A 25,723-nucleotide genomic window follows, 5' to 3' on the forward strand; every position below is an offset into this window, starting at 1 on the left:
GCCAATCCCTGCGCAACCGTATCAATTCCTGTATGGTGGTCGATATCACCGGTCACATACACATCCGCACCGGCCTTAATGACATCCTTGATCATGCTCTTGCCTGATCCTGTACATACAGCAGCACATTTTACCATGCTGTCCAGATTCCCATAAACCTTTACATCATTTAACTTCAGAGACTCTTTAACAAGCTGTGCATACTCTCTCAGTGTCATTTCCCGTGGAAGTTTCCCAACTCTGCCAAAGCCCTGTACTTCCCCATCTCTCTCTTCAGTTATGGAAAGGACTGTAGTATCATGCATCTTCGTATAGTCTGCACTCAGATCTGCCATACCCAGCACATCATAATTGGTATGCATCGCATAATAAACAATTCCTTTCTGTATCAGCGTAAGGATCTTTCTTCCTGTAAAACTGTGATTATTGATCTTCTTAATTCCGGAAAAAATCATGGGATGATGGGTAATGATCATATCTGCCCCATCCTCTATGGCCTCAGCCAGTGTTTCCTCTGTCAGATCCAGAGCCAGAAACACATGGCTGATCTCATTTGTATCATCTCCTGCGAGAAGTCCTACGTTATCCCAGTCCTCTGCTGCATCTGACGGGTACTTCTTCTCCAGCCAGGAGGTCAGTTCATATGCCTTCATATTCCTCTAAAGCAGCAATAACTGCCTGCTTTTCCTCCTCTATCTCGCCCGCACGCTTCTCTGCATTGGGCGCATTCTTTAATCTGTCAAGAATCTCATTGCGGATGCGAAGCTCTCTTTCCAGATACTCCCGCAGAACAGGATGCTTTCTTTCCAGAAGCATTCCTCCAAACCACTCATCTAAAGTATAAGGAGTATCTTCTGAAATATGCATCTTTTCTCCATGAATTACCTTCATCATAGGATAAAACTTGCCATCCTCCAGAACCATCTCCTCCTCTGTGATCTGCCAGCCGATTTTTCTGACAAATCTGCGAAAATGGGGGATATCTGACTGAGGCTGCAGGGATCATTTCCCGAAAGCTCTCCCTGACCTCTGCCCCGTCAGTAAGAATCCTCTCCATGAGAGGGCCGCCCATTCCTGCGATCACAAGAGTGTCGCCCTCTCCCGGTTTCAAAGCCTCAAGTCCGTCTGAAAGCCGGGTTTCTATGTATGCGTCCAGTCCATACTGAGAAATATGTTCCTGTGCTCTGGACAACGGGCCTTTTCTTACATCCATGGCAATCGCACCCGGAATCTTTCCATCCAGATAAAGCGAAACCGGCAGGTATCCATGATCGCATCCCACATCCACAAGTCTGTTTCCCCTGGTCACCAGGCCTGCTATTGCAGACAAACGTAATGAAAGCTGCATAACAGGCTCCTTAGTCCAGATAATCCTTCAGTTTACGGCTGCGGCTCGGATGACGAAGCTTGCGGAGCGCCTTTGCCTCAATCTGACGGATACGTTCTCTTGTTACATTAAATTCCTTACCAACTTCCTCCAGAGTTCTGGCACGTCCATCGTCCAGGCCAAAACGCAGGCGCAATACTTTCTGCTCTCTGTCTGTCAATGTGCTCAGAACCTCTACTAGCTGCTCTTTCAGCAAAGTAAATGCTGCTGCATCTGCAGGTACAGGTACATTGTCATCCTGGATAAAGTCTCCAAGGTGGCTGTCCTCTTCCTCACCGATAGGTGTCTCCAGAGATACAGGCTCCTGGGAGATCTTAAGGATCTCACGTACACGCTCTACAGACATATCCATCTCTTTTGCAATTTCTTCCGGCGTAGGTTCACGTCCAAGCTCCTGCAGTAACTGACGGGAAACGCGGATCAGTTTGTTAATAGTCTCAACCATATGCACCGGAATACGGATGGTACGTGCCTGGTCTGCGATTGCTCTGGTGATCGCCTGACGGATCCACCATGTAGCATAGGTACTGAATTTATAACCCTTGCGGTAATCAAATTTCTCAACCGCTTTGATCAGACCTAAGTTACCTTCCTGGATCAGGTCAAGGAAAAGCATTCCACGTCCCACATATCTCTTTGCAATGCTGACAACAAGACGAAGGTTTGCTTCTGCCAGACGTTTCTTGGCAGCCTCATCCCCATTCTCCATTCTCTTTGCAAGTTCGATTTCCTCTTCTGCTGAAAGAAGCGGAACCTTACCAATTTCCTTCAGATACATACGTACCGGATCCTCGATGCTTACACCTTCAGGAACAGAAAGATCGATCTTGTCAAGCTCAATCTCTTCTTCATCCAGCTTATCAATGTCTGCATCGTCATCATCCAGGATCATATCATCTGCATTACTGTCTGTAATCCTAAGCACATCCACTCCACTGGCTTCCAGAAAGTCAAATACTTTCTCCATCTGTTCAACTCCCAGTGGCTGGTCCTTAAAGAAGTCATTGATTTCCTGGTATTCCAGTACATTCTTTTTCTTTTTGGCAAGCTCCAGAAGTTCTACCAGTTTTTCACTGAATTTACCCATATTCATTTCCATATGTGCTCTATACCTCCATATAGTGTTTATATTTTATCCTTATTCAAAAGAAATATGCAGCTGCTGCCGCTTTCTTCCAAGCTCTTCCAGTTCTTTCTTTGCTTTTACAAGTTCCTGCAGTCCCTGTATATCTGTGGGATCCCAGGTTCTGTTTCTCTCTTTCAGACTCTCATCCTTAATCCTGATCACAGCATCCGAAAAAGCCCGGTTCTGTTCCTCCGGAGTCTCCAGATGGATTGTTGCATTAAAAAGGGATGAAACCTCTCTCTGCTCTTCACTGTCAATGAAAGCATTCATCAGCCTTGCAGGATTCACATCGCCATCCCTGTGCTGCTGGTAAAGCATCTCTGCCACCTGCCTGTACAGAGGAACTACGAAATCTGAAGGCTGGATATATTTTTCCACTGTGTCAAATATGCCCGGATAAGTTACCAGCCAGGTAAGCATCAGCTTCTGTGCTTTCTCTGCTGCACTCTCCTTCTTCTTTTGCTGACCTGCTCCCACAGGTTTAGGCTGAATCCTCTGCTCTGCCGGAGTTCCCTTCATTGCAAGAGCTCCGACTCTCTTTTTCAGATTCTCCACACTGATCCCACTGTTTCTGTAATCCTTTACGATTGCTTCTATGTAAAGATTTCTCTCCAGTTCATCGGAAAGTTCCAGAAGCATCTGTGCACACCGCTCAAAGAAACGGTTCTGTCCCTGGGGTTCCTCCATTGGAAATTCCCGCTCTGCCATATGTATGCGGAACATAAAGCTGTCCATAGCCTGCTCCAGACGTTTCTCAAACTCTTCCGCTCCAAGTGCCTTGATAAATTCATCCGGATCTTTATGCGGCTTAAGATTTACCACTCTCGAAGAAACACCGGCTTCCCTCAGAATAGGAATGGCACGAAGGGCAGCCCTCACGCCTGCATCATCACTGTCATACAGAAGTAATACCTCCTGAGTATAACGCTTCAGCAGACTTGCATGTCCGGAAGTAAGTGCCGTTCCCAGCGATGCAACCGCATTGGTAAACCCTGCCTGATGCATGGATATCACATCCATATATCCTTCACACAGGATCAGATAATTTTTTCTCGTGGTTCTTGCAACATTCAGCCCGTACAGATTCCGGCTTTTATCAAAGATCGTAGTCTCCGGCGAGTTCAGGTACTTCGGCTTTCCGTCACCCATCACTCTGCCTCCAAATCCGATCACGCGGTTATTCACATCCATGATCGGGAAAATAACCCTGTTCCAGAACTTATCATACATTCCCCTGCGTTCATCCACATTGAACAGGCCGGAATCCCGCAGCAGTTCGTCACTGTAATTCTTTGACTTCAGATATTTGTACAGATCGTCACTGTACTTATCCGAATATCCCAGGCCAAACTTCCTGATCGTCTCCTCACTGAGTCCTCTGCCTGTCAGATATTCATGTGCCTGTCTGCCACTCTCACGACGCAACTGATAATAGAAATATCCTGCTGCAAGCTTATTGATCTCCAGAAGGGCAGCCCGACGTTCTGCTTTCTTCTTTGCTTCTCCGGAATATTCAATCTTCGGAAGCTGCACCCCTGCCCTGTCTGCCAGATGCTTCAGTGCCTCCCCAAAGGTATAATTCTCATATTCCATCACAAAATTAAATACATTCCCGCCTGCTCCGCATCCGAAGCAGTAATACATCTGCTTCGCCGGTGTTACCGAAAAAGAGGGAGTTTTCTCATTATGAAACGGACAAAGTCCAAAATAGGTACTTCCTCTTTTGTTCAGCTTCACATACTGGGATACAACATCTACAATATCATTCTTCATCCTGACTTCTTCAATGATATCGTCTGAATAACGCATGCTTCGTCCTCCTTCTTGATGATTAATAGACTTCCCATGCTTTTGGTATGTAAATCTCCCGGAATTTCCTTATAGAATACTGGTCTGTCATTCCTGAGAGATAGTCACATACTGCCTGTTCCTTCTTCTCTCCACGCACGATCAGCTCCCTGTATTCTGTTGACATTGCTTCCGGGTGTTCGACATAATATTCATATAACTCCGTCAGCATCTTCACTACCTTTTCCTCTTCCTTATGGGCTGCCGGATTCTCATATACATTCTGAAACATGAGAGCCCGCAGATCCATCATTGCCTCGTAGATCTCTGCTGACATCTTTATGGTATCCTGCTCAAGACTGTTCTCTATCACATCATGAACAAATGTATTGAGCCGCTCTCTGGTTGTATAACCGAGCAGCATCCGAAGCGTGACCGGAATATCATCCTCAGAAATAATCCCCGCCCGCTGTGCATCATCCATATCATGATGAATATAGGCGATCTTGTCCGAAAGTCTTACTACCTGTCCTTCGAGAGTAGACGGATTCCCACTGGTTCTGTGATTCAGGATACCATCCCGGACCTCCCATGTGAGATTCAACCCTTCGCCGTTCTTCTCCAGTACCTGTGCAACCCTGACGCTCTGTTTATAGTGGGCAAAGCCATCCGGATTCACTGCATCAAGAGCCCTCTCGCCTGCATGTCCAAAAGGTGTATGCCCCAGGTCATGCCCAAGTGCGATCGCTTCTACAAGATCTTCATTCAGTCTCAGTGCCTTCGCTATTGTTCTGGCAATCTGTGATACCTCAAGAGTATGTGTCAGTCTGGTCCTGTAATGATCACCCTGGGGTGCCACAAAAACCTGTGTCTTATCCTTCATCCTGCGAAAAGCTTTACTATGAAGGATCCTGTCCCTGTCTCTCTGATAGACAGTCCGTACATCGCATTCTTCCTCCTGCCGCTCTCTGCCTCTGGAACAAAGACTCAAAGCAGCATAAGGACTGAGCATCTTTTGTTCACGCTGTTCCATGCTTTCTCTGATATTCATAAGCGATACCTCCACAAGCTGACAAAATACCTCTTATTAATTATATTCTACATAAAATTTCAAATTCCTCTTTTTTTCAAAAAAAAATTGAAATTTTTTTATATTTTTTTCAAAAAGGTGTTGACATTAGCTTTTACATTTGATATAGTATCACTTGTCGCAAGGGAGAGCAAAAGAATCCCAGAGAAATGCGATATGCGGAAGTGTCGGAACTGGCAGACGAGCAAGACTAAGGATTCTGTGAGCATTGCGCTCGTGTGGGTTCAAGTCCCATCTTCCGCATTTAAAGAATGAGGAACTATGAGAAGTCATGGTGCCTTATTTTTTTATTCTTTTTTCTACAATAATTCTTTTCTCAGGTAAACATTTTCCGGTCCCCTGCATAATTTATCAGGAAAGCATTATCTACAGGAGCTTGTATGGCTTTTTATCATATGCAGATGCAGCAGGAAAATATAGATACAGGACAATATCAGGTTACCGTATCAGACCGGCTGAACAATCGTCCCATAGAAAACGCACGCGTCAGAATCTCCTACACAGGAGCACCCGACAGTACCATTGAAGAAGTGGCAACAGATTCCTCTGGACGCACTCCTGTCATTGAACTTAAGACTCCACCTCTGGAATACAGTATGGAACCGGTTGAACAACAGCCCTACTCAGAATATACCATTCAGATCGAAGCAGAAGGCTTTGAACCCAAAGAAATCGCAGGAAGCCAGGTATTAGCAGATACTTTATCCAGACAGCCAACAACGCTGAATGTCATGGAATCCGGCGAAACTTTCCAGAGAATTGTAATTCCTCCGCATACGTTGTTCTATGAATATCCTCCCAAAATCGAAGAAGCCGAGATAAAACCAATAAACGAAAACGGCGAAATCGTATTAAGCAAGGTCGTTGTCCCTGAATATATAGTGGTACACGACGGGCCTGTCAACGATTCCGCTGCAGGCAATTATTATGTACGCTACAAAGATTACATCAAAAATGTAGCCAGCAGCGAAATCTATGCCACCTGGCCCGACGATACCATCCGGGCAAATGTTCTGGCTATCATGTCTTTTACTCTGAACAGGGTTTATACGGAATGGTACCGGAACAAAGGTTATAACTTTACGATCACTTCCTCCACTGCCTATGATCACAAATGGATCTATGGCAGGAATATCTTTGCCAGCATTGACCGCATTGTAGATGAACTGTTTGAGAATTATCTTTCCAGACCAAATGTACGTCAGCCAATCCTTACCCAGTACTGTGACGGCAAACAGGTACAATGCCGAAACAGAGGCTGGATGACACAATGGGGAAGCAAGGCACTGGGCGATCAGGGATACTCTGCCATTGAAATCCTACGGACTTTTTACGGAAATGATATGTATATCAATGTGGCGGAAGCAATCTCCGGCATCCCCGCCTCCTGGCCAGGATATGATCTGGATATCGGTGCATCCGGAAATAAGGTAAGACAGATTCAGGAACAGTTAAACACAATCGCAGAAGCTTATCCTGCTGTCCCTGTTGTTACCGCAGATGGAATTTACGGACCTGAGACCCAAAATTCCGTCAGGATTTTCCAGAGCATTTTCGGTCTGGACCAGACAGGAATCGTAGATTATCCAACCTGGTACAAAATTCAGGAGATCTACGTGGCAGTCAGCAGGATTGCTGAGCTGCGTTAGGGTTGTAGCAAAAATATACGTAAAATGGCTGCCTCACCTACTGATATGTTATCTCACATATTTACCGGATTGGCAGCCGTTTTATTACCCTTACAACAGATATCACCTAAAAAAAGAAGCAAATTCATCTATCGATTCAGCAATATAATAATAGCTATCTTCGCTTGAACTCCAATAATATACTTTTCCATTCTCATTATTTACACAATAATAATTATCTCCCGAAGTCAGTACCACCAGCTCTGCTGGTGGTTTGAGATTGTTTCAATCATGTACCTCGTCCGCAAGAGCATATAGCTGTTCCAGCGTCATTTCCGCACCTTTTGTCACAATCAGATGTGTCTCTATTATTTCTTTATACTGCTGCAGTTGTTTCAGCAATTCTATTGTAAGGGGCGCTCCGGAAGCCCCACTCATACCGATGATAAGTCTCTTTCTCATCTTTCTTCCTTTCCTGACTCTTCCGTTCATATTAAAATATGTTTAAAAAATTTTCCAACAATTTGCACAAATTATACCCGTTCGTTTCCTATTTCCTTCGCAATTCTTCTTTTCACATGGGTTATTCCAACAAGGAATACGTAAGAAAGAATCCTGTCCAAAAGGCTGTTACATCACAGAAACATTGCAGAATAATCTTCTATGATATAAAAAGCTCCCCTCAGTATCACAAATAATAATCACTGAGAGGAGCTGTAATTTCAGAACAGCAGAGCTGTTTTCTTATTAAGATATCTTCTTAGATTAAGAATTTTCTTTCCCAATCTTAACTTTACAATGTTTCCGATAACAGGCAATGCCATAATTTACAATATTCTTCATCCCGTCACTCTTTAACCTTGCAGCATACTGACGTTGTTCAATCTGTTTCAGAGCTTCTGTACAAGCTGCCTCCATTCTGTCTTCCTGAGCATATTTCATCTCGATCACCACTCCGACACGATTCTCCGGAACTTCCAGTAAAATATCACAATAACCTTCACCAGATTCTATATTCGACCAGACAGCCCAGTTCTCCATATGACTTAGCAGCCCCAGCAAAACTCCATGATAAAAATTTTCTTTTCTTCCCTTAACTGCCGTATCCCGAATACTGATTGTATTCCATAAATAGTCGTTAAACAAATCTTCTATCGTTTCTGCATCTCCATCTGGAAAAGCCATGCATAATTTATCAAGCTTCTTTACATCCTCAGATGACTTTTCCTGAAACCATTCCCTGATCTGAAGTTCAAACAATTCTTTAATTTCTCTGTTAGGAATTGCCAGACGTAACTTTCTGCTGTCTATTCTTTCACGTTGTGTTAAATACCCTGTTGTAAAAAGTATACTCCAAAGATTCTCAATGGATTTATCCAGTTCATTATATGTCAGTTCCTGTTTTATTTCTTTTATAACCGTTTCTCCCGAAATCAGGTTTTCGATTTCATCTCTCGTCTGTTTATTCGCTTTATCTATAAAACGACTCACAATGCTGTTGCTGCTGGTATTAGACCAGAAATCTTCTGGTATCGCATCAGGATCTGCACATAAATTTCTGCAATAACTGATCACGTCCCAGGGACAATACACTGCTTTCTTTCCAAACTGATAACCATCATACCATTCCCTGATTGTTTCATGGTAGTCAGAAAGCCCAAAATATTTCAGCATTTCTGCAACCTCATCATCTGTAAATCCAAAGAACTCATCAAACTGTACACTCGTAATCGAAAAAACATTAAAATTGTTTAATCCTGTAAAAATGCTTTCCTTCGCAATTCTCAGGCATCCCGTAAGTACTGCAAAAAACAGGCTCGAATTTGTCTTCAAAACATTTCCAAACATGTTTCTGATCAAAGATACCATCTCGTCATAATATCCATACTGGAACGCTTTATCTAATGGCACATCATACTCATCAATCAAAAGAACCGCTTTTTTTCCATAATGTTTCTCCAGTAATACAGTTAATATAAGTAGCGCCTTCTCCATTGTGGCATCAGACATTTTGAAATCGCCATGATCATCAACGACAGTCAATGCTTTATAAGAGTTTTTTTCTTCCTCTGTAAGGCGGCTGCTCTCTGCCAGAGCACTAAGTCTCCACGCCTCCATTCCCAGAGTATTCTTCAGCGATTTCCGGGCTGACTCAAAATTTAATCCCTCCACATTCTTCAATGTAAGCGAAATTACCGGAAACTTTCCCATATATTCTTCACACAGTTCTTTTTCACGGGATACCTTCAGTCCATTAAACAGCGATTTATCACATCCGATTTCCAGAAATGACTGCAGCATATTCATATTCAGAGATTTTCCAAAACGGCGAGGACGTGTAAACAGATTCACTTCTCCCCAGTTATGAAGAAGTTCTGTTATCATTTCTGTTTTATCCACATAGTAAAAATTATGCCGGATTATTTTTTCAAAACTATCTATTCCAATTGGCAGTTTCTTTCTGTTCCGCATATTTTTCATCCTCCTTCATTACCAGATTTTGCAAGTCAAACGGATATTCGCAATCCGCATTCGGTTAAAAAATTCCCCGAAAAACAGCTTCCCTGATTTTAGATAATGATAACATGAAACATTTGTAACGTAAAGCAGGAGTTACTGCCACTTCGAGCCCGACTAAGCCAGAAATAATAACAGCAATTTTTATTTCAGACAGGAATTATTTATGCTAAAATATACCTAATTATAACAATTCCGACGTAATTTCCTAAGCATAACAAAACAGCAGCCATTGCGGTACTGTTTAGAGTATCTCACAATGGCTGCCTGTCTGATATCACAATTTCATTTGTTATTTCTTATACCAGAATTTCTTACATTTCACCAGTACCTTTCCATCTGGAGCATCTGTCATCATTCCAATTTTGAACCTGTAATTTTTTGTCTTTCCGGCCGGAATATTTACATTGTAGGTTTTGGTCGGTGTTGCAGTTTCATCCAGTGGTATCTCAAAATACATCGTTACCTTTGTAATCGTATAACTGGAAGTGTTCTGCATACGGGCAGTTATATACAGCTCTCCTGTGTTCGGATTGTACTCATATCCCTTGTAGCTGACTTTGAGCTGGTTTAGCTTAGGTGTCGCTGACTTATACCAGAACGATAAGCATTTTACCTTCGGCGCTTTATATGGCTGCTGAGTCATTTTTCCAATATAAACCGTCTTATTCACTGTCTTTCCGGGATTAATCGTTACACTGAAGGTCTGGGTTATGGTTCCATCCTCCATAATAGGTATCTCATATCCCATCTTCACTTTTGTAATCGTGTAACTCGAAGTATTTTTCAGACTCAGCTTCAGATATAACTTTGCTGTATCATTGTCATATTCGAATCCTCTGTAGGTTACTTTAAGCTGTTTGGCAGTTGGCTTGGCAGCAGCCGATGCTACCCTTGGGAAAAATAAAAGTGCCGCAAATGCCGCCAGAAGAAAAAATGCCAGATAGCTTCTACATTTTCCTGCAAATCGATTTTTCATACTCATAAAAATCTCCTCCTCTCTTGATGTGCCATTATAGTTTCAGGCAAATATCAGGAAATACTTTTGATACACCTGATATTTTTTCAGATTTATTATATATTTACAATACAATATCAGGAAGAAATTTTCTATTAACTATTGGTTAGTTTTTTATAAGCGCCATTACATTCATCTATAATTTTGATTGTAATTGACCTAAAAAAAAGCAGATCTCCGTTTCTGAACTCAGAAATGAAAATCTGCCAGCTTAACTTATGATACTAACGGCAATATATAATTCACCCAGAACCATGACATAGGCATGATCAGCACCATCGCCGGTATCATGTCCGCAGTCGGAAAGTTCTTCAGTTTTACCATACGAAAACCGGTTGCAAGCATCAGGAAACCTCCGCAGGCTTTAAAGTCATTGATCATGCCCGGCGTAGTCAGCGGAAAAATCGCCGTTGCTGCAAAGAACAGGATCAGGAAAATAATCACCTGCGGAATGGCGATCATACACACTACCATTCCCAGGCTGCAGGCAAAAATAGCTGCTGTAAATAAATCCAGAATAGATTTGGAGATCAGCACTGAATGATCCCCGCTCATTCCGGATACGATAGAGCCATAGATTCCTGTTCCGCTTGCACAGAATAATACGATGATCGTCACCAGTGTATTCATAAACTCATCCTCAGAAAGCTCTGAATTTGAATTCTTGATAAATTTGCCGATCACACGCTGCATAACACCGGCACCGGCATTGATCCTTTCTCCAAGATGAATCGCAAGTCCGATTCCTGTACCGATCACAACAGAAAAAATAACCGCCGGCATATTTTCCATCAGACCGATGGTGCTGATTCCCATTCCCATAGAGCATACCCCGAATACAAGAGTAATATCCTCTTTGAATTTCGGACTTAATTTGTGCCCCACAAGAGCCCCCAGGATTCCGCCGATAACTATGGATAATGCATTGATAATTATTCCAATAGGCATAACTTTTTTCTCTCCTCCAGACAAACTCAGACAGATGTCACATTCTCAATACTGCCAGAAAATCAGTATATAACAAACTATAATTTTTCGCAATGTCAAAAATTCTTTACCTTTATTATAAAAGAATCCGACATCCGTCAACTATAACAATTCTACAAAAAAGACAGATTTCTCTTTTTTAAAAATCTGTCTTTTTTGCAAATATTTTTACATTATTCACTTTTTTCACGCTCTGCCCGAGCTAACTATCTATAAAAATATTCTGTCTATCATTTATCTCAGATCAGTTTGACAATATCATTGTACATGACAAATACCATCAGCGCCATCAACAGCATCAGCCCTGCGAAATGGATGCCGCCCTCCACCTGTCTGTTAATCGGTTTTCTGCGGATTGCCTCTATGACAAGGAATACCAGCCGTCCACCGTCCAGTGCCGGAAACGGAAGGAGGTTCATAACTCCAAGGTTTGCAGAGAGCAGAACTGCCATATTAAGCATATTCATCCACAGGATCATGGTTCCTTCGCTTTTGCTTTCCTCATACGTAGTTCCGATTGCATCCACAACTCCGACCGGACCACTCAGATCTTTCATTCCAAGCTTTCCGCTGACCAGCTCTTTCAGGCTGAGAATCGTTGTACGTACCATATATTTTACTTCTACGGCACCATATTTGACTACATTCAGCCCTTTTGCTTTTTCAGAATACATATTGTAGGTAAATCCTGATTCTGCCGTACGGTATTCTTTTGGTGTAACCGTAATATCATATTCCTGTCCGTCCCTGGAATAGGTAAGCCTTACAGACTTTTCTGTCAGCGGATTCTCCTGAATATATTTCTGGTAATCTGCTGCATTTGTAATCTTCACTCCATTAATGGATGTGATCACATCTCCCTGCCGAATCCCTGCTTCCTGCAACGGCATTCCATCCATTACAGATTCTACTGTCATGGCAGAAGTATCATCCCCGTTGAAATTGCAGCCCAGAAGGTATCTCACATTTGTATCCGACTTATAGGAAATATCCATCTTCTTTCCGTCACGCTTAACAGTCAGGTTAATGGTATCTCCCTCTTTCAGCTGGTTCAGATAGGAATATACATAGAGATCTTTTCCCAGATCAATGTGATATCCCTGATAACCGGTAATAATATCTCCCTCTTTCAGTCCTGCAGCCTCAGCCGCAGAACCTTCCTTTACGGAAAGAACTCTGGATGGTTCATATCCTACAGCACCTACAATGATCACAGACAATACAAATGCCATGATAAAGTTAAATACCGGTCCTGCGGCAACTACGGAAATCCTGCCCCACACAGACGCACTGTTAAAAGTTCCCGGTTCATTCTCTATGTCCGTATCCTCCCCCAGCATGGCACAGGAGCCACCGATAGGAAGAAGTTTCAGTGAATATCTGGTATCTCCTTTCTCAAAACTGAAAAGTCTTGGTCCCATTCCCAGAGAGAATTCTGTGACCACGATCTTATTCAGCTTTGCAAAAAGAAAATGTCCCAGCTCATGAAAGAGAATGATTGCACTGAATATGACAATTGCAATAATAATTTTCAATCTACCACCTGCTTTCAATCCAACGATAAGTTTCTTTCTCAATCTCCAGAATCTGATCCAGGTCCGGATCCTTTACTGCTGTATGTCTGCTCATAGACTGCCCGATAATCTCGTAAATATCCAGAAAGCTGATTTTTTTCTGAAGGAATTTGCGGACTGCCAGCTCATTTGCAGCATTAAAAACGGTTGGCATACTGCCGCCTGCCCTTGCCGCTTCCACCGCCATTGGAAGACCTTTAAAAGTTTTCCTGTCCGGCTCCTCAAAGGTGATCTGCTTCAACATATGAAAATCCAGTCTGTCGCCTTTTAAAAATCTTCTGTCCGGGTAGCATAATGCATACTGTATCGGAAGTCTCATATCCGGTGTTCCAAGCTGTGCCATCACTGCACCGTCCTCGAATTCCACCATAGAGTGGATAATACTCTGCGGCTGAACCACAACCTGAATATGATCCAGATCTACATCAAAAAGCCATCTGGCTTCCATAACTTCCAGACCTTTATTTACCAGAGTTGCAGAATCCACTGTAATCTTCTGTCCCATTACCCAGTTCGGATGCTTCAGCGTATCCTCCAGAGTCACCTTCTCCAGATCTGCTGTTTTCTTTCCGCGGAAAGGACCGCCGGATGCAGTGATGAGCAGTTTATGTATCTGCTCTCTTTTCTCTCCATGAAGTGCCTGGAAAATAGCACTGTGCTCGCTGTCTACAGGCAGGATCTGCACACCGAACTGCTTTGCCAGCGGCATGATCAGATGTCCGGCTGTTACCAGTGTTTCCTTATTTGCCAGAGCAATATCCTTACCTGCAAGGATTGCTTCCATAGTTGGTCTGATTCCTATCATTCCTACGATAGCGGTCACCAGAATGTCTGATTCCTCCATTCTGGCAAGTTCGATAAGACCACCCATCTGGCTTACGATTTTTACATCCAGATCCTGCACACGTACTGCCAGATCTCTGGCTGCCTCTTCTTTCCAGACTGCAACAAGTCTGGGATGAAATTCACGTATCTGCTTCTCCAGCATTTCTACATTGCTGCCTGCTGCAAGCCCAACTACTTCCAGGTCATCATTTGCACGTACCACATCCAGTGTCTGTGTTCCGATCGAACCTGTAGAACCTAAGACTGCTACTTTTTTCATATTGTACCTCATTTCAATACTTATACAACAATTTTATAAAATTACTTCTGACCTGACAGTTCTCATATCAGAAAATACTGTAAACATGTATATCAGAAGAATATATGCTCCGTTAGAGCGCGTCTGAAAAAGGCTTTCTGCAAGATGTGCGTCACAATTTGTGGGATATTTTGCCCGGATGAGGGCGCCGTAGCGGGCTACGGCAACTGAATTCGGGTGAAATATCCCGCAAAGTGGGGCGTGCAGGTTGCGGGAATGATTTTTCAGACACGCTCTAGATCTCAATCATCACAAGAGAGAGGAAATAAATAACCGGTGCTGTGAAAATCACACTGTCAAATCTGTCAAGGATTCCTCCATGTCCCGGAATTAATTTTCCATAATCTTTAATCCCCTGATTTCTCTTGATCGCAGATGCAGCCAGATCGCCTACCATGGAAATCAACGCTCCGATTGCACAGATCACAGCATATTCCAGCATCGGTCCCTGAGTGGCTGCTGCATAGATCACACCAAGAAGTGCAGCTCCTGCCACACCACCCACAGCTCCCTCCACAGATTTCTTAGGGCTGAGGACAGGTGCCATTTTATGTTTACCGATCAGCATTCCCACACAATATGCGCAAGTATCACATCCCCATGAGCACAGAAAGATCAGCCATACGTGGAACTTTCCACCGGGAAGCTCTCTGGTAAGATAAATAAACGACAACATAACTGCCACATACACAATACCAAACAGTGCAGGCATTACCTGCCCTGCCTCATAGGTTGGATAAGTGAACACGTATACAAACATGAGCAGCACAAGTCCGAAAATGATTGCCAGCACTCCATACCTCTCAAAATCAAGCAGTACTGCCAGATAATATAATACTGCGCCTAAATAGCCTGCTGCTGCCAGCAGATTTATCTTCTCATCCTGCACCTTCATTGCTCTGTACAATTCTCTCATTCCAATGAGAGAAACCGCAAGAAGTGTGAAAAACAGCACATAATCACCGCTGATAATAGTGGCAAGCGCAATAATCACAAGCAGGATTCCGCTTAAGAGTCTTGTCTTAAACATTCTTTACTCCTCCTTAACTCCGCCGTATCTTCTGTCTCTCTGATTATATTTCTCAATAGCCTTAATCAGCTCTGCTTTATTAAAATCCGGCCATGCCACATCTGTGAAATAAAATTCTGTATAAGCCATCTGCCATAACAGAAAATTGGAAAGTCTCAATTCACCGCTTGTGCGGATCATCAGATCCGGATCAGGGATTCCTGCCGTATCCAGGTAATTGTCAAAAACATGCTCATCAATTTCTTCCGGCTTTACTTTTCCATCTGCAGCATCCTGAGCAAGTTTGCGGATACCTCTTATGATCTCATCTCTGCTGCCGTAGTTCAATGCGATTTGGAAATAGATTTCATCATATTTCTGAGAATATTGTTCCAAACGTGCAATACTTTCCTGAATATCCTGATCAAATGCCGAAACCTCTCCGATCACCCGGACACGCATTTTGTTCTTATCTGCCAGTTTAATACATTTTTTCAGATAACTTCGGAACAGTTTCATCAGACCGTCCACCTCATCTTTGGAACGTTTCCAGTTCTCTGTGGAAAAAGCATATACAGTCACATATTTGACTCCCAGCTCCTTCATATAGTCACAGACTGTTTCCAGATTTGCACAGCCCTGCACATGTCCGTAGCTTCTGGGCATTCCCTTTGCCTTCGCCCAGCGTCCATTACCATCCAGAATAATGGCAATATGATTTGGTACATTCATACTCTTGTTTCCTTTTCTTATCCTGTTATTCCTTTAACCTTACTGTCTCATCATAATGAACCACAGTTTCCGGTCCATTATCTCATTCAGATAAAAAGAGAGCCCGCATTCATGGAGCTCTCCTTTTCGTTTCCCTTATACGGTCATGATTTCTTTGCTCTTTGCATCCACTGCCGCATCAACTTCTTTGATATATTTATCTGTGCTCTTCTGGATTTTCTCCTCAAGTTCTTTGATCTCATCCTCAGATACATCCTGTTTTGCAAGTTTCTTAAATGCATCATTTGCATCACGACGAATGTTGCGGACTGCTACTTTGGCTGCTTCGCCTTTTTTCTTGACATCTTTAACCAGTTCCTTACGGCGTTCCTCTGTAAGTTCCGGGAATACAAGGCGAATTACTTTACCATCGTTGCTTGGATTTAATCCAAGGTCAGAGGTAAGGATTGCTTTCTCAATTCCTTTGATCAGGCTGCTTTCCCATGGCTGGATCTGGATCATACGAGCTTCCGGGACAGTGATATTTGCCACCTGCTGAAGAGGTGTCGGAGCTCCGTAATAATCTACGGCGAGTTTGTCAAGGATATGCGGGTTCGCACGTCCTGCACGAATTGTAACCAGTTCGCTCTCAAGGCTTGCCAGTGTCTTTTTCATCTTCTCTTCATATTTCTGAATTCTCTCATCCATTAGGTTCGTCTCCCTCTTTTTATAGTTTTTATATTACACTTTCTCTGTAAACTGACTTATAAGCCTTACTTATACAGTAACCTTAGTTCCGACAAATTTGCCATGTACTGCATTGATGATGCTGTCTTTTTCATCCAGTGCAAATACCAGCATCGGCATCTTCTGTTCCATACACATGATCGATGCTGTCAGATCCATAGCTGCCAGTTTCTTTGCAACTACTTCTTCAATGGAAATTTCATCATATTTTACTGCATTCGGGTTTGTCTTCGGATCACTGTCATAAATTCCGTCAACAGCTTTTGCAAGAAGGATTGCTTCTGCTTCGATCTCTACTGCGCGAAGTACAGTGGCTGTATCTGTGGAGAAGTAAGGATGTCCTGTACCGCCTGCAAAGAATACGATCTTGCCCTGTGCAAAGCTTGCTTCCACTGCATCCTTAGAGTAAAGGCTTGTAAATGCACCGCATACAAATGGTGTAAAGATTTCTGTCTTTAATCCAAGGTATCTGCAGATATCAGATACATAAATACAGTTCATAACTGTTGCAAGCATACCAATCTGATCAGCCTTATTCCTGTCGATAGTCTCACTGGTGCGTCCTCTCCAGAAATTACCTCCGCCGATCACGATGCCGATTTCCAGTCCTTCCTCAGCAATTGTCCTGATCTGCTTTGCAACTTCAATAACAGTCGCCTCGTCAAATCCGGTCTTCTTTTCACCGGCAAGGGCTTCACCGCTTAATTTTAATAATACACGTTTCATAGTAACTGTCTCCTGAAATTAATTTTATCGCAGGTAACAGAGGAATCGGAATACCTCCTCTGTTACATTCGTAGTTCTATTCTACCATATTCCGGCAACAATTTCATTACCATTTTCATCAACTGTTGTAGAAACTGTGAAATTGCTGTAATAATGGAATCCTGTTTTACCTGTCTCAGGATCATCCTCATAGCTGCTGCCCTGTGGAGAACCGCATGCGCCTTCCAGTGCATCCAGAGACTGACCGATATACTGTTCTGCTGTGGAAATCATATCGCCGCCATTTCCCGGATCATCGTTACTGCCCGGATCATCATTAGTACCCGGATCGTCTGAGTTTCCTCCATTGCCCGGATCATCTGAACTATCCCCGGTTCCATTGCCACTGTTATTATTCTGATCAGAACTGTTGTTACTATCTGTGGAATCTGAATCATCTGCAGAATTCTTATCACTGTCGTCTGTGGAATCTGATTCAGACTCACTGTCATCTGTAATTCCAAGACGTTCCTTTACCGCATCAAGCGTGGATACTTCTTTTGTTGATGTACCTGTCAGATATTTTGCATATGGGATCGCATCATCATCTGTGCCATCCATACATAACGTAATCTGCGAAATTGTTCCAAGCGGAATATCGCGGAAAAAGCATTCATTCTTGTCCTCATCAGCATATGCAATACGGATATCATAGGAAGCTGTACTCTTGTTGGATGTTGTCTGTGTATCTGTTGTCTGTGTATCTGATGTCTGTGTATTTGCAGTCTGTGTATTTGCAGTCTGTGTATTTGCAGTCTGCATATAATACAGTGCCTTGTCCTTATCTGTCAGGGTAAACATTCCATTGATGAGATCATCTCCCCATCCTCCATCCTCGTCTGCATCATAATCCTCACTGTCTTCATCCACATGAGTCCGGATATAGAGTGACTGGATGTCATCCCCTGTATTATTTACAAACACAATCTTAGATGCTGTGGAAGTTTTCTCCCCCATTACATTCTTTATGTCTTCATCTGCTGTCTGCTGCATATCCACCATATCGACTGCCTTGGTTACTTCAGGAGTCGGGGTAGCTGTTACCTCTACAGGTGCTGTCTCTGTTGTCTTTTTCTTACCACATCCGGCAGCTGCCACTGTCATTACTAACAGACCTGCCAGTATTAAATAACGTTTCTTCATAATATATTCCCTCCTGCTATATGGAATATCTTTTTTCTTTTTAACAATGTCATTTTTTCAATTCCCTATTATTGCAGAGTATCGAAAACTTGTCAACTAAGCCTCTGCCGATTTCATACAATTTTAAGACTTTCAGGTTTTTAAAGTTTCTGCCTGCGGACGCATTCTTATGAAAAAATCACATTTTTCCTACTTCATATTATTGCACAAAAGGAAACGCTCACTGTAATCAGCGGATACTCACCAGAAAGGATGTTACTGTGACTTTCACTCGCAAAAAACACCTCGCGGAATATTACCAGTGAACAGTAACGAAAGGACTACCATGTTGCTCTGGCAGTCCTTTCTCATCTCTTTGTGGTCATATTTAATATATTTCTATCCTGCCAGCTTCATCAGAAGTTCCACGCATTCTTCCTCTGATAAAACCGAAGTATTCAGGCAGATATCATAATTTTCCATTTTTCCCCATTCATGTCCTGTATAAAAGTTATAATAATCTCTTCTCTGACGGTCTTTATATGCAATCCTGTCAAGTGCTTCCTCCTGAGAAATATGCTTATTTTTCTTAATCCGTTTAATACGGTCTTCCATATCAGATGCATAAATATACACGCGAAGCAGCTGATTATCATCCTTCAGAATCTGGTCTGCACATCTTCCCACAAAAATACATGGACCTTCCTGTGCCAGGCGCTTCACTGTCTCTTTCTGCGCATGAAACATCTTCTCCGGAATCGTCAGGCGTTTTTTATCCTGCGATTCTTCTGACATCATTACTCCGATTGCATAAAGAAGACTGGTCTTGCCTTTAAATTCATTGATGATTTCCTGACTGATTCCATGCCTCTCTGCTTCCTTCGGCAAAAATTTACTGTCGTAACAGGGAACTCCCATTTTTTCTGAAAGCAAAGCTGCAATATATCTTCCACCGCTTCCATACTGTCTGCTGATCGTGATTGTTTTCATAGGGCACCACTCCTTTCAGCTCATCTGCCTGAAAATGAATTGTTATTTTTTTATCTATATGATAGATTATAAGAATTTTCGAATATTTTTGCAATATCCATTAATTTTTTCATAACATTTCACAATTTTGAGCCAAAGGATTTAGTAATATTATCAATATAGATTCTTAACCTTAAATTCACGCTCTGCTTCTCTTCTCTGGTCTTTCTTTGCGATATCCTGTCTCTTGTCATAAAGTTTCTTGCCTCGAGCCATTCCAATTTCCACTTTTACCAGACTGTCTTTGAAATAAACTTTCAGAGGTACTAAAGTTAACCCTTTTTCTTTGAGCTTTGCTTCAATCTTATTGATCTCATATCTGTGAAGCAGAAGCTTACGGATTCTCAACGGGTCTTTGTTGAAAATATTGCCTTTTTCATAAGGGCTGATATGCATTCCGTAGATGTAAACCTCTCCGTTCTCTACACGGATAAAGGATTCCTTGATGCTGCATTTGCCCATACGCAGGGATTTTACTTCTGTTCCTGCAAGGGCAATACCGGCTTCATAAGTATCTTCTATAAAATAATCATGAAATGCCTTTTTATTATTGGCAATCAGCTTCATTCCTTTTTTCTTTGCCATAATATCCTCCAAGCCATTTTTATTTAATTCTCTTCTTCATCATTCCAGATATCAGCAACCAGCTCAAAATCTACTGTTTTGAGCATTTTATCTGCATCTGCCACACGGACACAGACTTTATCTCCCAATTTGTAGACTTTCTTTGTCATCTCTCCGCGGAGTTCGTAGGTTTCCTGGTCGAAGATATAGTAGTCATCCCGCAGAGTGTTGACATGTACCAGACCTTCTACTGTATTTCGGGAGTTCTACGTAAAGCCCCCATCCGGTAACGCCTGAGATAATTCCCTCGAATTCCTCTCCCAGATGGTAGGACATATATTCTGCTTTCTTCAGCTTGTCTGATTCACGTTCTGCCTCATCTGCACGGCGTTCACATACACTGGACTGTCTCGCAACTTCATCAAGGATTTCAGCATAGTGTTCGGTTCTGCCTTCACGCATCAGTCTGCCTCGTAAGTTATCCTTAATGATCCTGTGGATCTGCAGATCAGGGTATCTTCTGATCGGAGATGTAAAATGGCAGTAATATTTTGCTGCCAGTCCAAAGTGACCGCTGCATTCTGTTGTATATTTCGCCTGTTTCATGGAACGCAGCACCAGACGGCTGATCATTGCTTCATTCGGAAGCCCTTCGATACTTTCGATGATTTGCTGAATTTCTTTTGGAGTGATCTCTTCTTTTGCTTTCTGAATCTTCACACCCTGATTGTGAAGTAATGTCAGAAGACTCTCCACTTTCTCCGGATCCGGATTATCATGGGTTCTGTATACAAACGGAATCTCTTCTGTGCAGTATTCCTGTGCCACAGTCTCATTTGCCATCAGCATGAAATCTTCAATGATTTTGGTTGCCACATTTGCTTCATATGGCTTAACATCGATTGCTTTTCCTGCTGCATTAAGAATAATCTTGCTCTCCGGAAAATCAAAGTCAATGGAACCCCTGTGATGACGGCTGTTTCGTAAGATTCCGGACAGTTCTTTCATCATAAAGAACATCGGGATAAGTGCCTCATACCGTTTCTTTGCTTCTTCGTCTGTGTCCTCAAGAATATTCTTTACATCAGTATAGCACATTCTCTCATTTACGTTAATCACTGTTTCCGCGATCTGATGGGAAACTACCTTACCCTTTTCGTTAATGTCCATCAGGCAGCTCAACGCCAGTCTGTCCTCTCCCTGATTCAGAGAACAGATTCCATTGGAAAGACGTTCCGGCAACATTGGCACAACGCGGTCTGCCAGATAAACACTGGTTCCACGTTTCAGTGCTTCCCTGTCCAGAGCACTGTTGTACTGTACATAGTTGCTTACATCTGCGATATGGACTCCCAGATGGTAAATGTCCCCCTCTTTTGTCAGGGAAATCGCATCATCCAGGTCTTTGGCATCTTCGCCATCAATAGTGACTGTCTGCAGATGTCTCAGATCCAGTCTTCCATCTCTGTCTGCATCCAGCACATGATCCGGAACACGCTGAGCCTGCTTCATTACTTTCTCAGGAAATTCACTTGGGATTCCGAAGCTCTTGACGATTGCCAGGATATCTGTACCCGGTGTTCGGATATTTCCCAGATTCTCCTTAATTTTTCCTTCAGGATTCTTATTTCCGGAGCCATAATCTGTAATCACCACGATTACTTTATCACCATTTTTTATTCCTGCCGCTTCTTTTCTCGGAATGAAGATATCTTTGGAAAATTTCGGATTATCACTGATCACAAAACCGAAATCCCGATTTAACTGATAAGTTCCTACAATTTCAGGCATACCACGCTCCAGAACCTTCACAACTACGCCTTCCTGGCGTTTTCCCTCTTTTTTGTCATTTCTGATGATGATCCTTACTTTATCCTGATGCATAGCTGTTCCTGTATCACTTTCAGGAATAAAGATATCCTCATCCTGCCCTTCAATTTCTACGAAGCCGAAACCTTTGGGATGTCCGATGAAGGTTCCCTCAGCCTGGATTCCCTCCGGCTGCTCTTTTTTATTTTTATCTTTTTTATTTTTATCTTTCTTCTTTCTGCCATACTCTGATCCGTGATTCTTCTCTTCGGTCATCGTAATAACGGTCATCTTTTTTCTTTTTCCATTTTCCTTTGACCTTTTCATATCTGCCCTTGCGGTCTACAGATACCTTTCCTTCCTCGCAAAGTTCGTCCAGAACATCATACAGCTCTCTTTTCTCTTCTTTTGAAAGTCTCAGAAGAGAAGAAATCTCGCGGAGTCTCATTGGCTGATAAATAGGATCTCCCATCAGTTCCAGGATAAACTTTTTTCTTCTGTCCATATCTTTTTTACTCATATTACTCCTCACAGCCTCCGCAGAGGACTTTTATCTGATTCAGCTCTTTATGACACAAAAAACACTCTTGCACATAACAAGAGTGTTTCAAATTTCTTTTCTGATTAACCAAGCATATTTAATGCTACAGAAATTACAAAAAATAAAATTCCCATAATAGTGGTTGCCTTAACAAGTCCGCCCTCCATGGAACGACCTTTGTTCTTACCCCAGTATGTTTCTGCTGCTCCGGCGATAGCACCAAGTCCCTGCTGCTTACCTTCCTGCATAAGAACTACTACTGTAAGAGCGATGCAATCTATTATGAAAATGACACTCAGAATGATCTTAATAATCTGCACTTCGTTACACCTCCTAATCAACTGAGTTTCATTGTAACATAGCCGGATGGGGATTTCAACCACAATTCAGAGTTTTTGTCAGGTTTCTTAACAATTTTTTTCATTTTCTTTCTAAAAGGATTTTCATACACTGCCAGTTCTCCCAATGCCTCATGGATACAGAAGAAGCTGATTATATTTGGCATTTCGGTCCGAACGGCAGGGTGCACCTGTCTTAATCTGGCCGGCACCTGTGGCAACTGCCAGATCTGCGATAAATGAATCTTCCGATTCTCCTGATCTGTGAGAAATTACTGCCCTGTATCCCGCTTTCTGTGCCATTTCCACTGCATCCAATGCTTCTGAAAGTGTTCCTATCTGGTTTAATTTTATCAGAATGGCATTTGCCGCTCCCAGTTTGATACCACATGCAAGACGTTTGATATTCGTGACAAACAGATCATCACCTACGAGCTGTATTTTGTCTCCCAGTCTTTTTCTCCTGTCATCTGTTTCCAGCCTTCCCAGTCATCTTCCTCAAGTCCATCTTCAATGGAAACAATCGGGAACTTCTCTGCAAGTCTTTCATAATATTCTATCATCTCGCCGGAATCCCTGAGAACTTCTTCCCCTTTCATTTTTCCTTCTCCGGGGAAAACATAAACGCCTCTTTCTTCATCGTACAGTTCACTTGCCGCAGCATCAATTGCAATGCTGATATCCTTTCCGGGTTCATACCCTGCCTTTTTTACTGCTTCCAGAATCACTTCCAGGACGCTTTCTGAATCGGAAGATCCGGTGCGAAACCTCCCTCATCCCCGACTGCTGTTGACAGACCTTTTTGTTTCAGGATAATTCTGAGAAACTGGTATACTTCCGCACACATTCGGATCGCCTGCTCCATATTTTCCGCTCCCGTCGGCATGATCATGAATTCCTGTAAATCCACCGTATTGTCAGCGTGACGTCCCCCTTGTGTCAAGCTAATGACACAAAATTTTTGTAATTTGTCCATCATCACTTCAACTGCAGATTTTCTGCACCTGCTCTACATACTCCACCAGCTCATCAGCAAAATTCCATTCAATTTCTATTCGCTTATCATTATATACCTTGATACCACGAATAAAAGTTACTGCTATCTCTCTGGTTAATTGCTTATTTCCTTCGATCAGGTCCGTCAGGCACTGTCTGCCATCGGGCGGAAGTTCAAATAAACGTTCAGCCGCTTCACTCTGTTCTGTCTCCATTTGCGCTATCGCTAAGGTTTCTTTCTCAATTTGTTTATCCAGCTTGTCATTTTTTCTGGTGAACTCTTCTTCTGAGATTTCTTCCATTGCATATCGCATATATAGTTCAGTCTTCTGGTGCTTGTATCTGCTAATACTGTCTTTGGCATCCCGAATCTTTTTTGCAGCTCCATTCACTTTTGATTTTAATTCTGCTTTCTGTAATTCGAGTACCGGTTCAGCATCATCACTGATCTTTGCAAACAGCTTTATTGCCCTGAAAATCATCTCATTGAACTCGTCATCATATAAATTGTCTGTTACACAATCTTGATTTGCCGCATTAAATTTCCTTGGGCACTTAAAGTGCGGATTGCATCTGGTTACATGCTGTAGATTCTGACCGCATCCCCCACATTTTATCAATCCTTTCAGCGGATAATTATTATTGTGGGTTTTGCTCCTCTTTCTGGAATTTAATTCCAACTTTTCCTGTACAGCATCAAACACCTCTTTAGAAACAATCGCTTCATGCGTACCCTCAACCACAATCCAGTCTTCTTCTTTTGTTTTCAAATGCTTATTACTTCCTACCGAAGCAACTTTCCACTTGCCGCCAATCGTAGTTCCCGTATACGTTTCTGTCATCAGTATCAGTCTTACAGTTACTGGATACCAGATATATTTTTCTGTTGTTTTCTTCACACCAGTTTTCAGAACTTCTCTTTTATATTGACCTGGACTCATAATTTTCTGCTCATTCAGGTAACGTGCCAGCTGAGTAATATTCATTCCATTAAGATATTTCTGAAATATCATCTTCACAACAGGCGCTGTCTCCGGATTAATCACGAGGCTGGTCACATCTTCATCAGGCTTCAAATATCCATACGGTGCTCTCGCTCCCATATATTTTCCAGCTTTCTGACGCTGTATCAAAGTTCTTTTTACTTTAACGGAAGTATCAATGCTATGATGTTCGTTAATAATATTTCTGAAACCAACATCTATTCCCGGCATACCAGATTCATATTTCATACTATCAACATTATCATTGATCGCTATGAATCTCACATTCATAAATGGAAAAATTTGTTCCAGATATGTGTCAACCTCTATATGATTCCTGCCGAATCGAGAAAGGTCTTTCACTATAATTGTGCTGACTTTTCCATCTCTTACTAATTCCATCATACTTTGGAATCCTGGGCGATCGAAATTCGTTCCACTATAGCCATCATCTTTGAATTCTAACACTTCCGTATTTTTGAACTCATTTTTACTGGCTATGTATTGCCCAATCACAATTCTCTGATTGGTAATACTATTGGATTCATCCAGCATATCCTCATCTTCCAGCGACAATCTTAAATACTTTACTATGCATTTACCATCTGACATCTGATCACCCCCTCCTCTAAAATTTCTGATAACGCCTGTATTTCATCTTGAAATTTAAATTCGATCTCTATACGTTTGTCTTCATATAAAGAGATTTTCTTTATATAAGAACGGACAACATCTTTTGTAAGGAATTCCAAATTCTTTCCTTTACTGAATTCAGCAAGCCACGAGAAGTTCTTTTTACACAATTTTTCTGTAATTTTTCTACTCTTCTCAATTTCTTTCTGTCTTGTAA

At 42.2% G+C, this 25,723-nt stretch carries 23 protein-coding genes, 1 tRNA gene and 6 pseudogenes; 3 read left to right on the forward strand and 27 right to left on the reverse strand.

Annotated features, from left to right (window positions below; translation table 11 throughout):
- The 6 genes from AC075J_RS05590 to AC075J_RS05615 all read right to left on the reverse strand — a co-directional run.
- A partial coding sequence (locus AC075J_RS05590; protein ID WP_476390127.1) for a Nif3-like dinuclear metal center hexameric protein occupies positions 1–653 on the reverse strand: 653 nt, incomplete at its 3' end.
- Positions 640–939: a tRNA (adenine(22)-N(1))-methyltransferase TrmK gene (locus tag AC075J_RS05595; protein ID WP_476390131.1), complete on the reverse strand. Its 300-nt coding sequence runs from the start codon at positions 937–939 to the stop codon at positions 640–642. The genes AC075J_RS05595 and AC075J_RS05590, both read right to left, overlap by 14 nt.
- Positions 830–1,348: a class I SAM-dependent methyltransferase gene (locus AC075J_RS05600; protein ID WP_476390129.1), complete on the reverse strand. Its 519-nt coding sequence runs from the start codon at positions 1,346–1,348 to the stop codon at positions 830–832. Before AC075J_RS05600 ends, AC075J_RS05595 begins: the two co-directional genes overlap by 110 nt.
- A gap of 10 nt (positions 1,349–1,358) precedes the next feature.
- Positions 1,359–2,486 carry an RNA polymerase sigma factor RpoD gene (gene rpoD, locus AC075J_RS05605; protein WP_008707631.1) on the reverse strand — a complete coding sequence of 376 codons (1,128 nt, stop codon included), beginning with the start codon at positions 2,484–2,486 and terminating at the stop codon, positions 1,359–1,361.
- A gap of 39 nt (positions 2,487–2,525) precedes the next feature.
- Entirely contained in the window at positions 2,526–4,322 is a 1,797-nt protein-coding gene (gene dnaG / locus AC075J_RS05610; RefSeq protein WP_118330319.1) for a DNA primase, read from the reverse strand.
- A gap of 22 nt (positions 4,323–4,344) precedes the next feature.
- Positions 4,345–5,352 carry a deoxyguanosinetriphosphate triphosphohydrolase gene (locus AC075J_RS05615; protein WP_118521233.1) on the reverse strand — a complete coding sequence of 336 codons (1,008 nt, stop codon included), beginning with the start codon at positions 5,350–5,352 and terminating at the stop codon, positions 4,345–4,347.
- A gap of 197 nt (positions 5,353–5,549) precedes the next feature.
- On the opposite strand from AC075J_RS05615, the gene AC075J_RS05620 reads away from it, so the two are divergent.
- Positions 5,550–5,634: transfer RNA gene (locus AC075J_RS05620), tRNA-Leu, on the forward strand.
- A 137-nt stretch (positions 5,635–5,771) separates the two neighbouring features.
- Positions 5,772–7,040, forward strand: a complete 1,269-nt coding sequence (locus tag AC075J_RS05625; protein WP_118521234.1) for a peptidoglycan-binding protein — start codon at positions 5,772–5,774, stop codon at positions 7,038–7,040.
- Between the two features lie 102 nt (positions 7,041–7,142).
- Here the strand turns inward: AC075J_RS05625 and AC075J_RS05630 are convergent.
- From AC075J_RS05630 to AC075J_RS05665, 8 genes and pseudogenes are all read right to left on the reverse strand, one after another.
- Positions 7,143–7,283 (reverse strand): annotated as a pseudogene (locus AC075J_RS05630) (SMI1/KNR4 family protein); the annotation flags it as partial.
- 21 nt (positions 7,284–7,304) lie between these two features.
- Positions 7,305–7,481 (reverse strand): flavoprotein, encoded by a 177-nt coding sequence (locus AC075J_RS05635; RefSeq protein ID WP_118521251.1) that lies wholly within the window; start codon positions 7,479–7,481, stop codon positions 7,305–7,307.
- 303 nt (positions 7,482–7,784) lie between these two features.
- Positions 7,785–9,491, reverse strand: coding sequence for an AAA family ATPase (locus AC075J_RS05640; protein ID WP_022380716.1), 1,707 nt, complete (start codon positions 9,489–9,491; stop codon positions 7,785–7,787).
- Between the two features lie 337 nt (positions 9,492–9,828).
- Positions 9,829–10,521: a hypothetical protein gene (locus AC075J_RS05645; RefSeq protein ID WP_118330316.1), complete on the reverse strand. Its 693-nt coding sequence runs from the start codon at positions 10,519–10,521 to the stop codon at positions 9,829–9,831.
- 249 nt (positions 10,522–10,770) lie between these two features.
- The gene (locus AC075J_RS05650) at positions 10,771–11,502 is read right to left on the reverse strand and encodes a DUF554 domain-containing protein (RefSeq protein ID WP_118616952.1); all 732 of its coding nucleotides are present in this window, start codon (positions 11,500–11,502) and stop codon (positions 10,771–10,773) included.
- A gap of 278 nt (positions 11,503–11,780) precedes the next feature.
- On the reverse strand, positions 11,781–13,076 hold the full coding sequence (gene rseP, locus AC075J_RS05655) for an RIP metalloprotease RseP (protein WP_196002551.1): 1,296 nt from the start codon (positions 13,074–13,076) through the stop codon (positions 11,781–11,783).
- 1 nt (position 13,077) lies between these two features.
- A complete protein-coding gene (dxr, locus tag AC075J_RS05660) occupies positions 13,078–14,220 on the reverse strand; it encodes a 1-deoxy-D-xylulose-5-phosphate reductoisomerase (protein ID WP_008707653.1) in 1,143 nt (380 codons plus the stop codon).
- A 33-nt stretch (positions 14,221–14,253) separates the two neighbouring features.
- Positions 14,254–14,427: pseudogene (locus tag AC075J_RS05665) on the reverse strand (DUF6783 domain-containing protein); the annotation flags it as partial.
- Between AC075J_RS05665 and AC075J_RS05670 the strand changes: the two are divergent.
- Positions 14,365–14,532, forward strand: a pseudogene (locus tag AC075J_RS05670) (DUF6783 domain-containing protein). The pseudogenes AC075J_RS05665 and AC075J_RS05670 sit on opposite strands and share 63 nt — an antisense overlap.
- Here the strand turns inward: AC075J_RS05670 and AC075J_RS05675 are convergent.
- The 13 genes and pseudogenes from AC075J_RS05675 to AC075J_RS05735 form a co-directional block, all read right to left on the reverse strand.
- A complete protein-coding gene (locus AC075J_RS05675) occupies positions 14,495–15,289 on the reverse strand; it encodes a phosphatidate cytidylyltransferase (protein WP_008707654.1) in 795 nt (264 codons plus the stop codon). The pseudogene AC075J_RS05670 and the gene AC075J_RS05675 sit on opposite strands and share 38 nt — an antisense overlap.
- A gap of 3 nt (positions 15,290–15,292) precedes the next feature.
- Positions 15,293–16,021 carry an isoprenyl transferase gene (locus AC075J_RS05680; protein WP_330610608.1) on the reverse strand — a complete coding sequence of 243 codons (729 nt, stop codon included), beginning with the start codon at positions 16,019–16,021 and terminating at the stop codon, positions 15,293–15,295.
- Positions 16,022–16,135: 114 nt separating this feature from the next.
- Positions 16,136–16,687 carry a ribosome recycling factor gene (gene frr / locus AC075J_RS05685; RefSeq protein ID WP_008707656.1) on the reverse strand — a complete coding sequence of 184 codons (552 nt, stop codon included), beginning with the start codon at positions 16,685–16,687 and terminating at the stop codon, positions 16,136–16,138.
- A 69-nt stretch (positions 16,688–16,756) separates the two neighbouring features.
- Positions 16,757–17,452, reverse strand: a complete 696-nt coding sequence (pyrH, locus tag AC075J_RS05690; RefSeq protein ID WP_008707658.1) for a UMP kinase — start codon at positions 17,450–17,452, stop codon at positions 16,757–16,759.
- A gap of 81 nt (positions 17,453–17,533) precedes the next feature.
- The gene (locus AC075J_RS05695; RefSeq protein ID WP_055148928.1) at positions 17,534–18,634 is read right to left on the reverse strand and encodes a hypothetical protein; all 1,101 of its coding nucleotides are present in this window, start codon (positions 18,632–18,634) and stop codon (positions 17,534–17,536) included.
- Positions 18,635–19,012: 378 nt separating this feature from the next.
- Positions 19,013–19,603 carry a cytidylate kinase-like family protein gene (locus AC075J_RS05700; protein ID WP_022380724.1) on the reverse strand — a complete coding sequence of 197 codons (591 nt, stop codon included), beginning with the start codon at positions 19,601–19,603 and terminating at the stop codon, positions 19,013–19,015.
- A 153-nt stretch (positions 19,604–19,756) separates the two neighbouring features.
- Positions 19,757–20,227, reverse strand: a complete 471-nt coding sequence (gene smpB / locus AC075J_RS05705; protein ID WP_020993664.1) for an SsrA-binding protein SmpB — start codon at positions 20,225–20,227, stop codon at positions 19,757–19,759.
- A 23-nt stretch (positions 20,228–20,250) separates the two neighbouring features.
- A pseudogene (gene rnr, locus AC075J_RS05710) lies at positions 20,251–22,225 on the reverse strand (ribonuclease R); the annotation flags it as partial.
- A gap of 13 nt (positions 22,226–22,238) precedes the next feature.
- Positions 22,239–22,535, reverse strand: a complete 297-nt coding sequence (locus AC075J_RS05715) for a hypothetical protein (RefSeq protein ID WP_476390130.1) — start codon at positions 22,533–22,535, stop codon at positions 22,239–22,241.
- Positions 22,536–22,639: 104 nt separating this feature from the next.
- The gene (gene secG, locus AC075J_RS05720; RefSeq protein WP_008707669.1) at positions 22,640–22,876 is read right to left on the reverse strand and encodes a preprotein translocase subunit SecG; all 237 of its coding nucleotides are present in this window, start codon (positions 22,874–22,876) and stop codon (positions 22,640–22,642) included.
- 162 nt (positions 22,877–23,038) lie between these two features.
- Positions 23,039–23,846: pseudogene (eno, locus tag AC075J_RS05725) on the reverse strand (phosphopyruvate hydratase); the annotation flags it as partial.
- 31 nt (positions 23,847–23,877) lie between these two features.
- Positions 23,878–25,485 carry a recombinase family protein gene (locus tag AC075J_RS05730; RefSeq protein ID WP_118409276.1) on the reverse strand — a complete coding sequence of 536 codons (1,608 nt, stop codon included), beginning with the start codon at positions 25,483–25,485 and terminating at the stop codon, positions 23,878–23,880.
- Positions 25,464–25,723: pseudogene (locus AC075J_RS05735) on the reverse strand (hypothetical protein); the annotation flags it as partial. The pseudogene AC075J_RS05735 and the gene AC075J_RS05730, both read right to left, overlap by 22 nt.

The sequence above is a fragment of the Blautia sp. ZXY-1-C6 genome (assembly GCF_056339875.1).

Excerpts from the sequence above, each read along its gene's own strand:
- AC075J_RS05650 (WP_118616952.1), bottom strand. The coding sequence starts at position 11,502 with ATGCCTATTGGAATAATTATCAATGCATTATCCATAGTTATCGGCGGA.
- AC075J_RS05600 (WP_476390129.1), bottom strand. The coding sequence starts at position 1,348 with ATGCAGCTTTCATTACGTTTGTCTGCAATAGCAGGCCTGGTGACCAGG.
- AC075J_RS05700 (WP_022380724.1), bottom strand. The coding sequence starts at position 19,603 with ATGAAAACAATCACGATCAGCAGACAGTATGGAAGCGGTGGAAGATAT.
- AC075J_RS05730 (WP_118409276.1), bottom strand. The coding sequence starts at position 25,485 with ATGTCAGATGGTAAATGCATAGTAAAGTATTTAAGATTGTCGCTGGAA.
- AC075J_RS05695 (WP_055148928.1), bottom strand. The coding sequence starts at position 18,634 with ATGAAGAAACGTTATTTAATACTGGCAGGTCTGTTAGTAATGACAGTG.
- AC075J_RS05635 (WP_118521251.1), bottom strand. The coding sequence starts at position 7,481 with ATGAGAAAGAGACTTATCATCGGTATGAGTGGGGCTTCCGGAGCGCCC.
- AC075J_RS05615 (WP_118521233.1), bottom strand. The coding sequence starts at position 5,352 with ATGAATATCAGAGAAAGCATGGAACAGCGTGAACAAAAGATGCTCAGT.
- rpoD (WP_008707631.1), bottom strand. The coding sequence starts at position 2,486 with ATGGAAATGAATATGGGTAAATTCAGTGAAAAACTGGTAGAACTTCTG.
- AC075J_RS05625 (WP_118521234.1), top strand. The coding sequence starts at position 5,772 with ATGGCTTTTTATCATATGCAGATGCAGCAGGAAAATATAGATACAGGA.
- AC075J_RS05715 (WP_476390130.1), bottom strand. The coding sequence starts at position 22,535 with ATGAGTAAAAAAGATATGGACAGAAGAAAAAAGTTTATCCTGGAACTG.
- dnaG (WP_118330319.1), bottom strand. The coding sequence starts at position 4,322 with ATGCGTTATTCAGACGATATCATTGAAGAAGTCAGGATGAAGAATGAT.
- AC075J_RS05675 (WP_008707654.1), bottom strand. The coding sequence starts at position 15,289 with ATGTTTAAGACAAGACTCTTAAGCGGAATCCTGCTTGTGATTATTGCG.
- smpB (WP_020993664.1), bottom strand. The coding sequence starts at position 20,227 with ATGGCAAAGAAAAAAGGAATGAAGCTGATTGCCAATAATAAAAAGGCA.
- AC075J_RS05645 (WP_118330316.1), bottom strand. The coding sequence starts at position 10,521 with ATGAGTATGAAAAATCGATTTGCAGGAAAATGTAGAAGCTATCTGGCA.
- AC075J_RS05640 (WP_022380716.1), bottom strand. The coding sequence starts at position 9,491 with ATGCGGAACAGAAAGAAACTGCCAATTGGAATAGATAGTTTTGAAAAA.
- pyrH (WP_008707658.1), bottom strand. The coding sequence starts at position 17,452 with ATGAAACGTGTATTATTAAAATTAAGCGGTGAAGCCCTTGCCGGTGAA.
- frr (WP_008707656.1), bottom strand. The coding sequence starts at position 16,687 with ATGGATGAGAGAATTCAGAAATATGAAGAGAAGATGAAAAAGACACTG.
- dxr (WP_008707653.1), bottom strand. The coding sequence starts at position 14,220 with ATGAAAAAAGTAGCAGTCTTAGGTTCTACAGGTTCGATCGGAACACAG.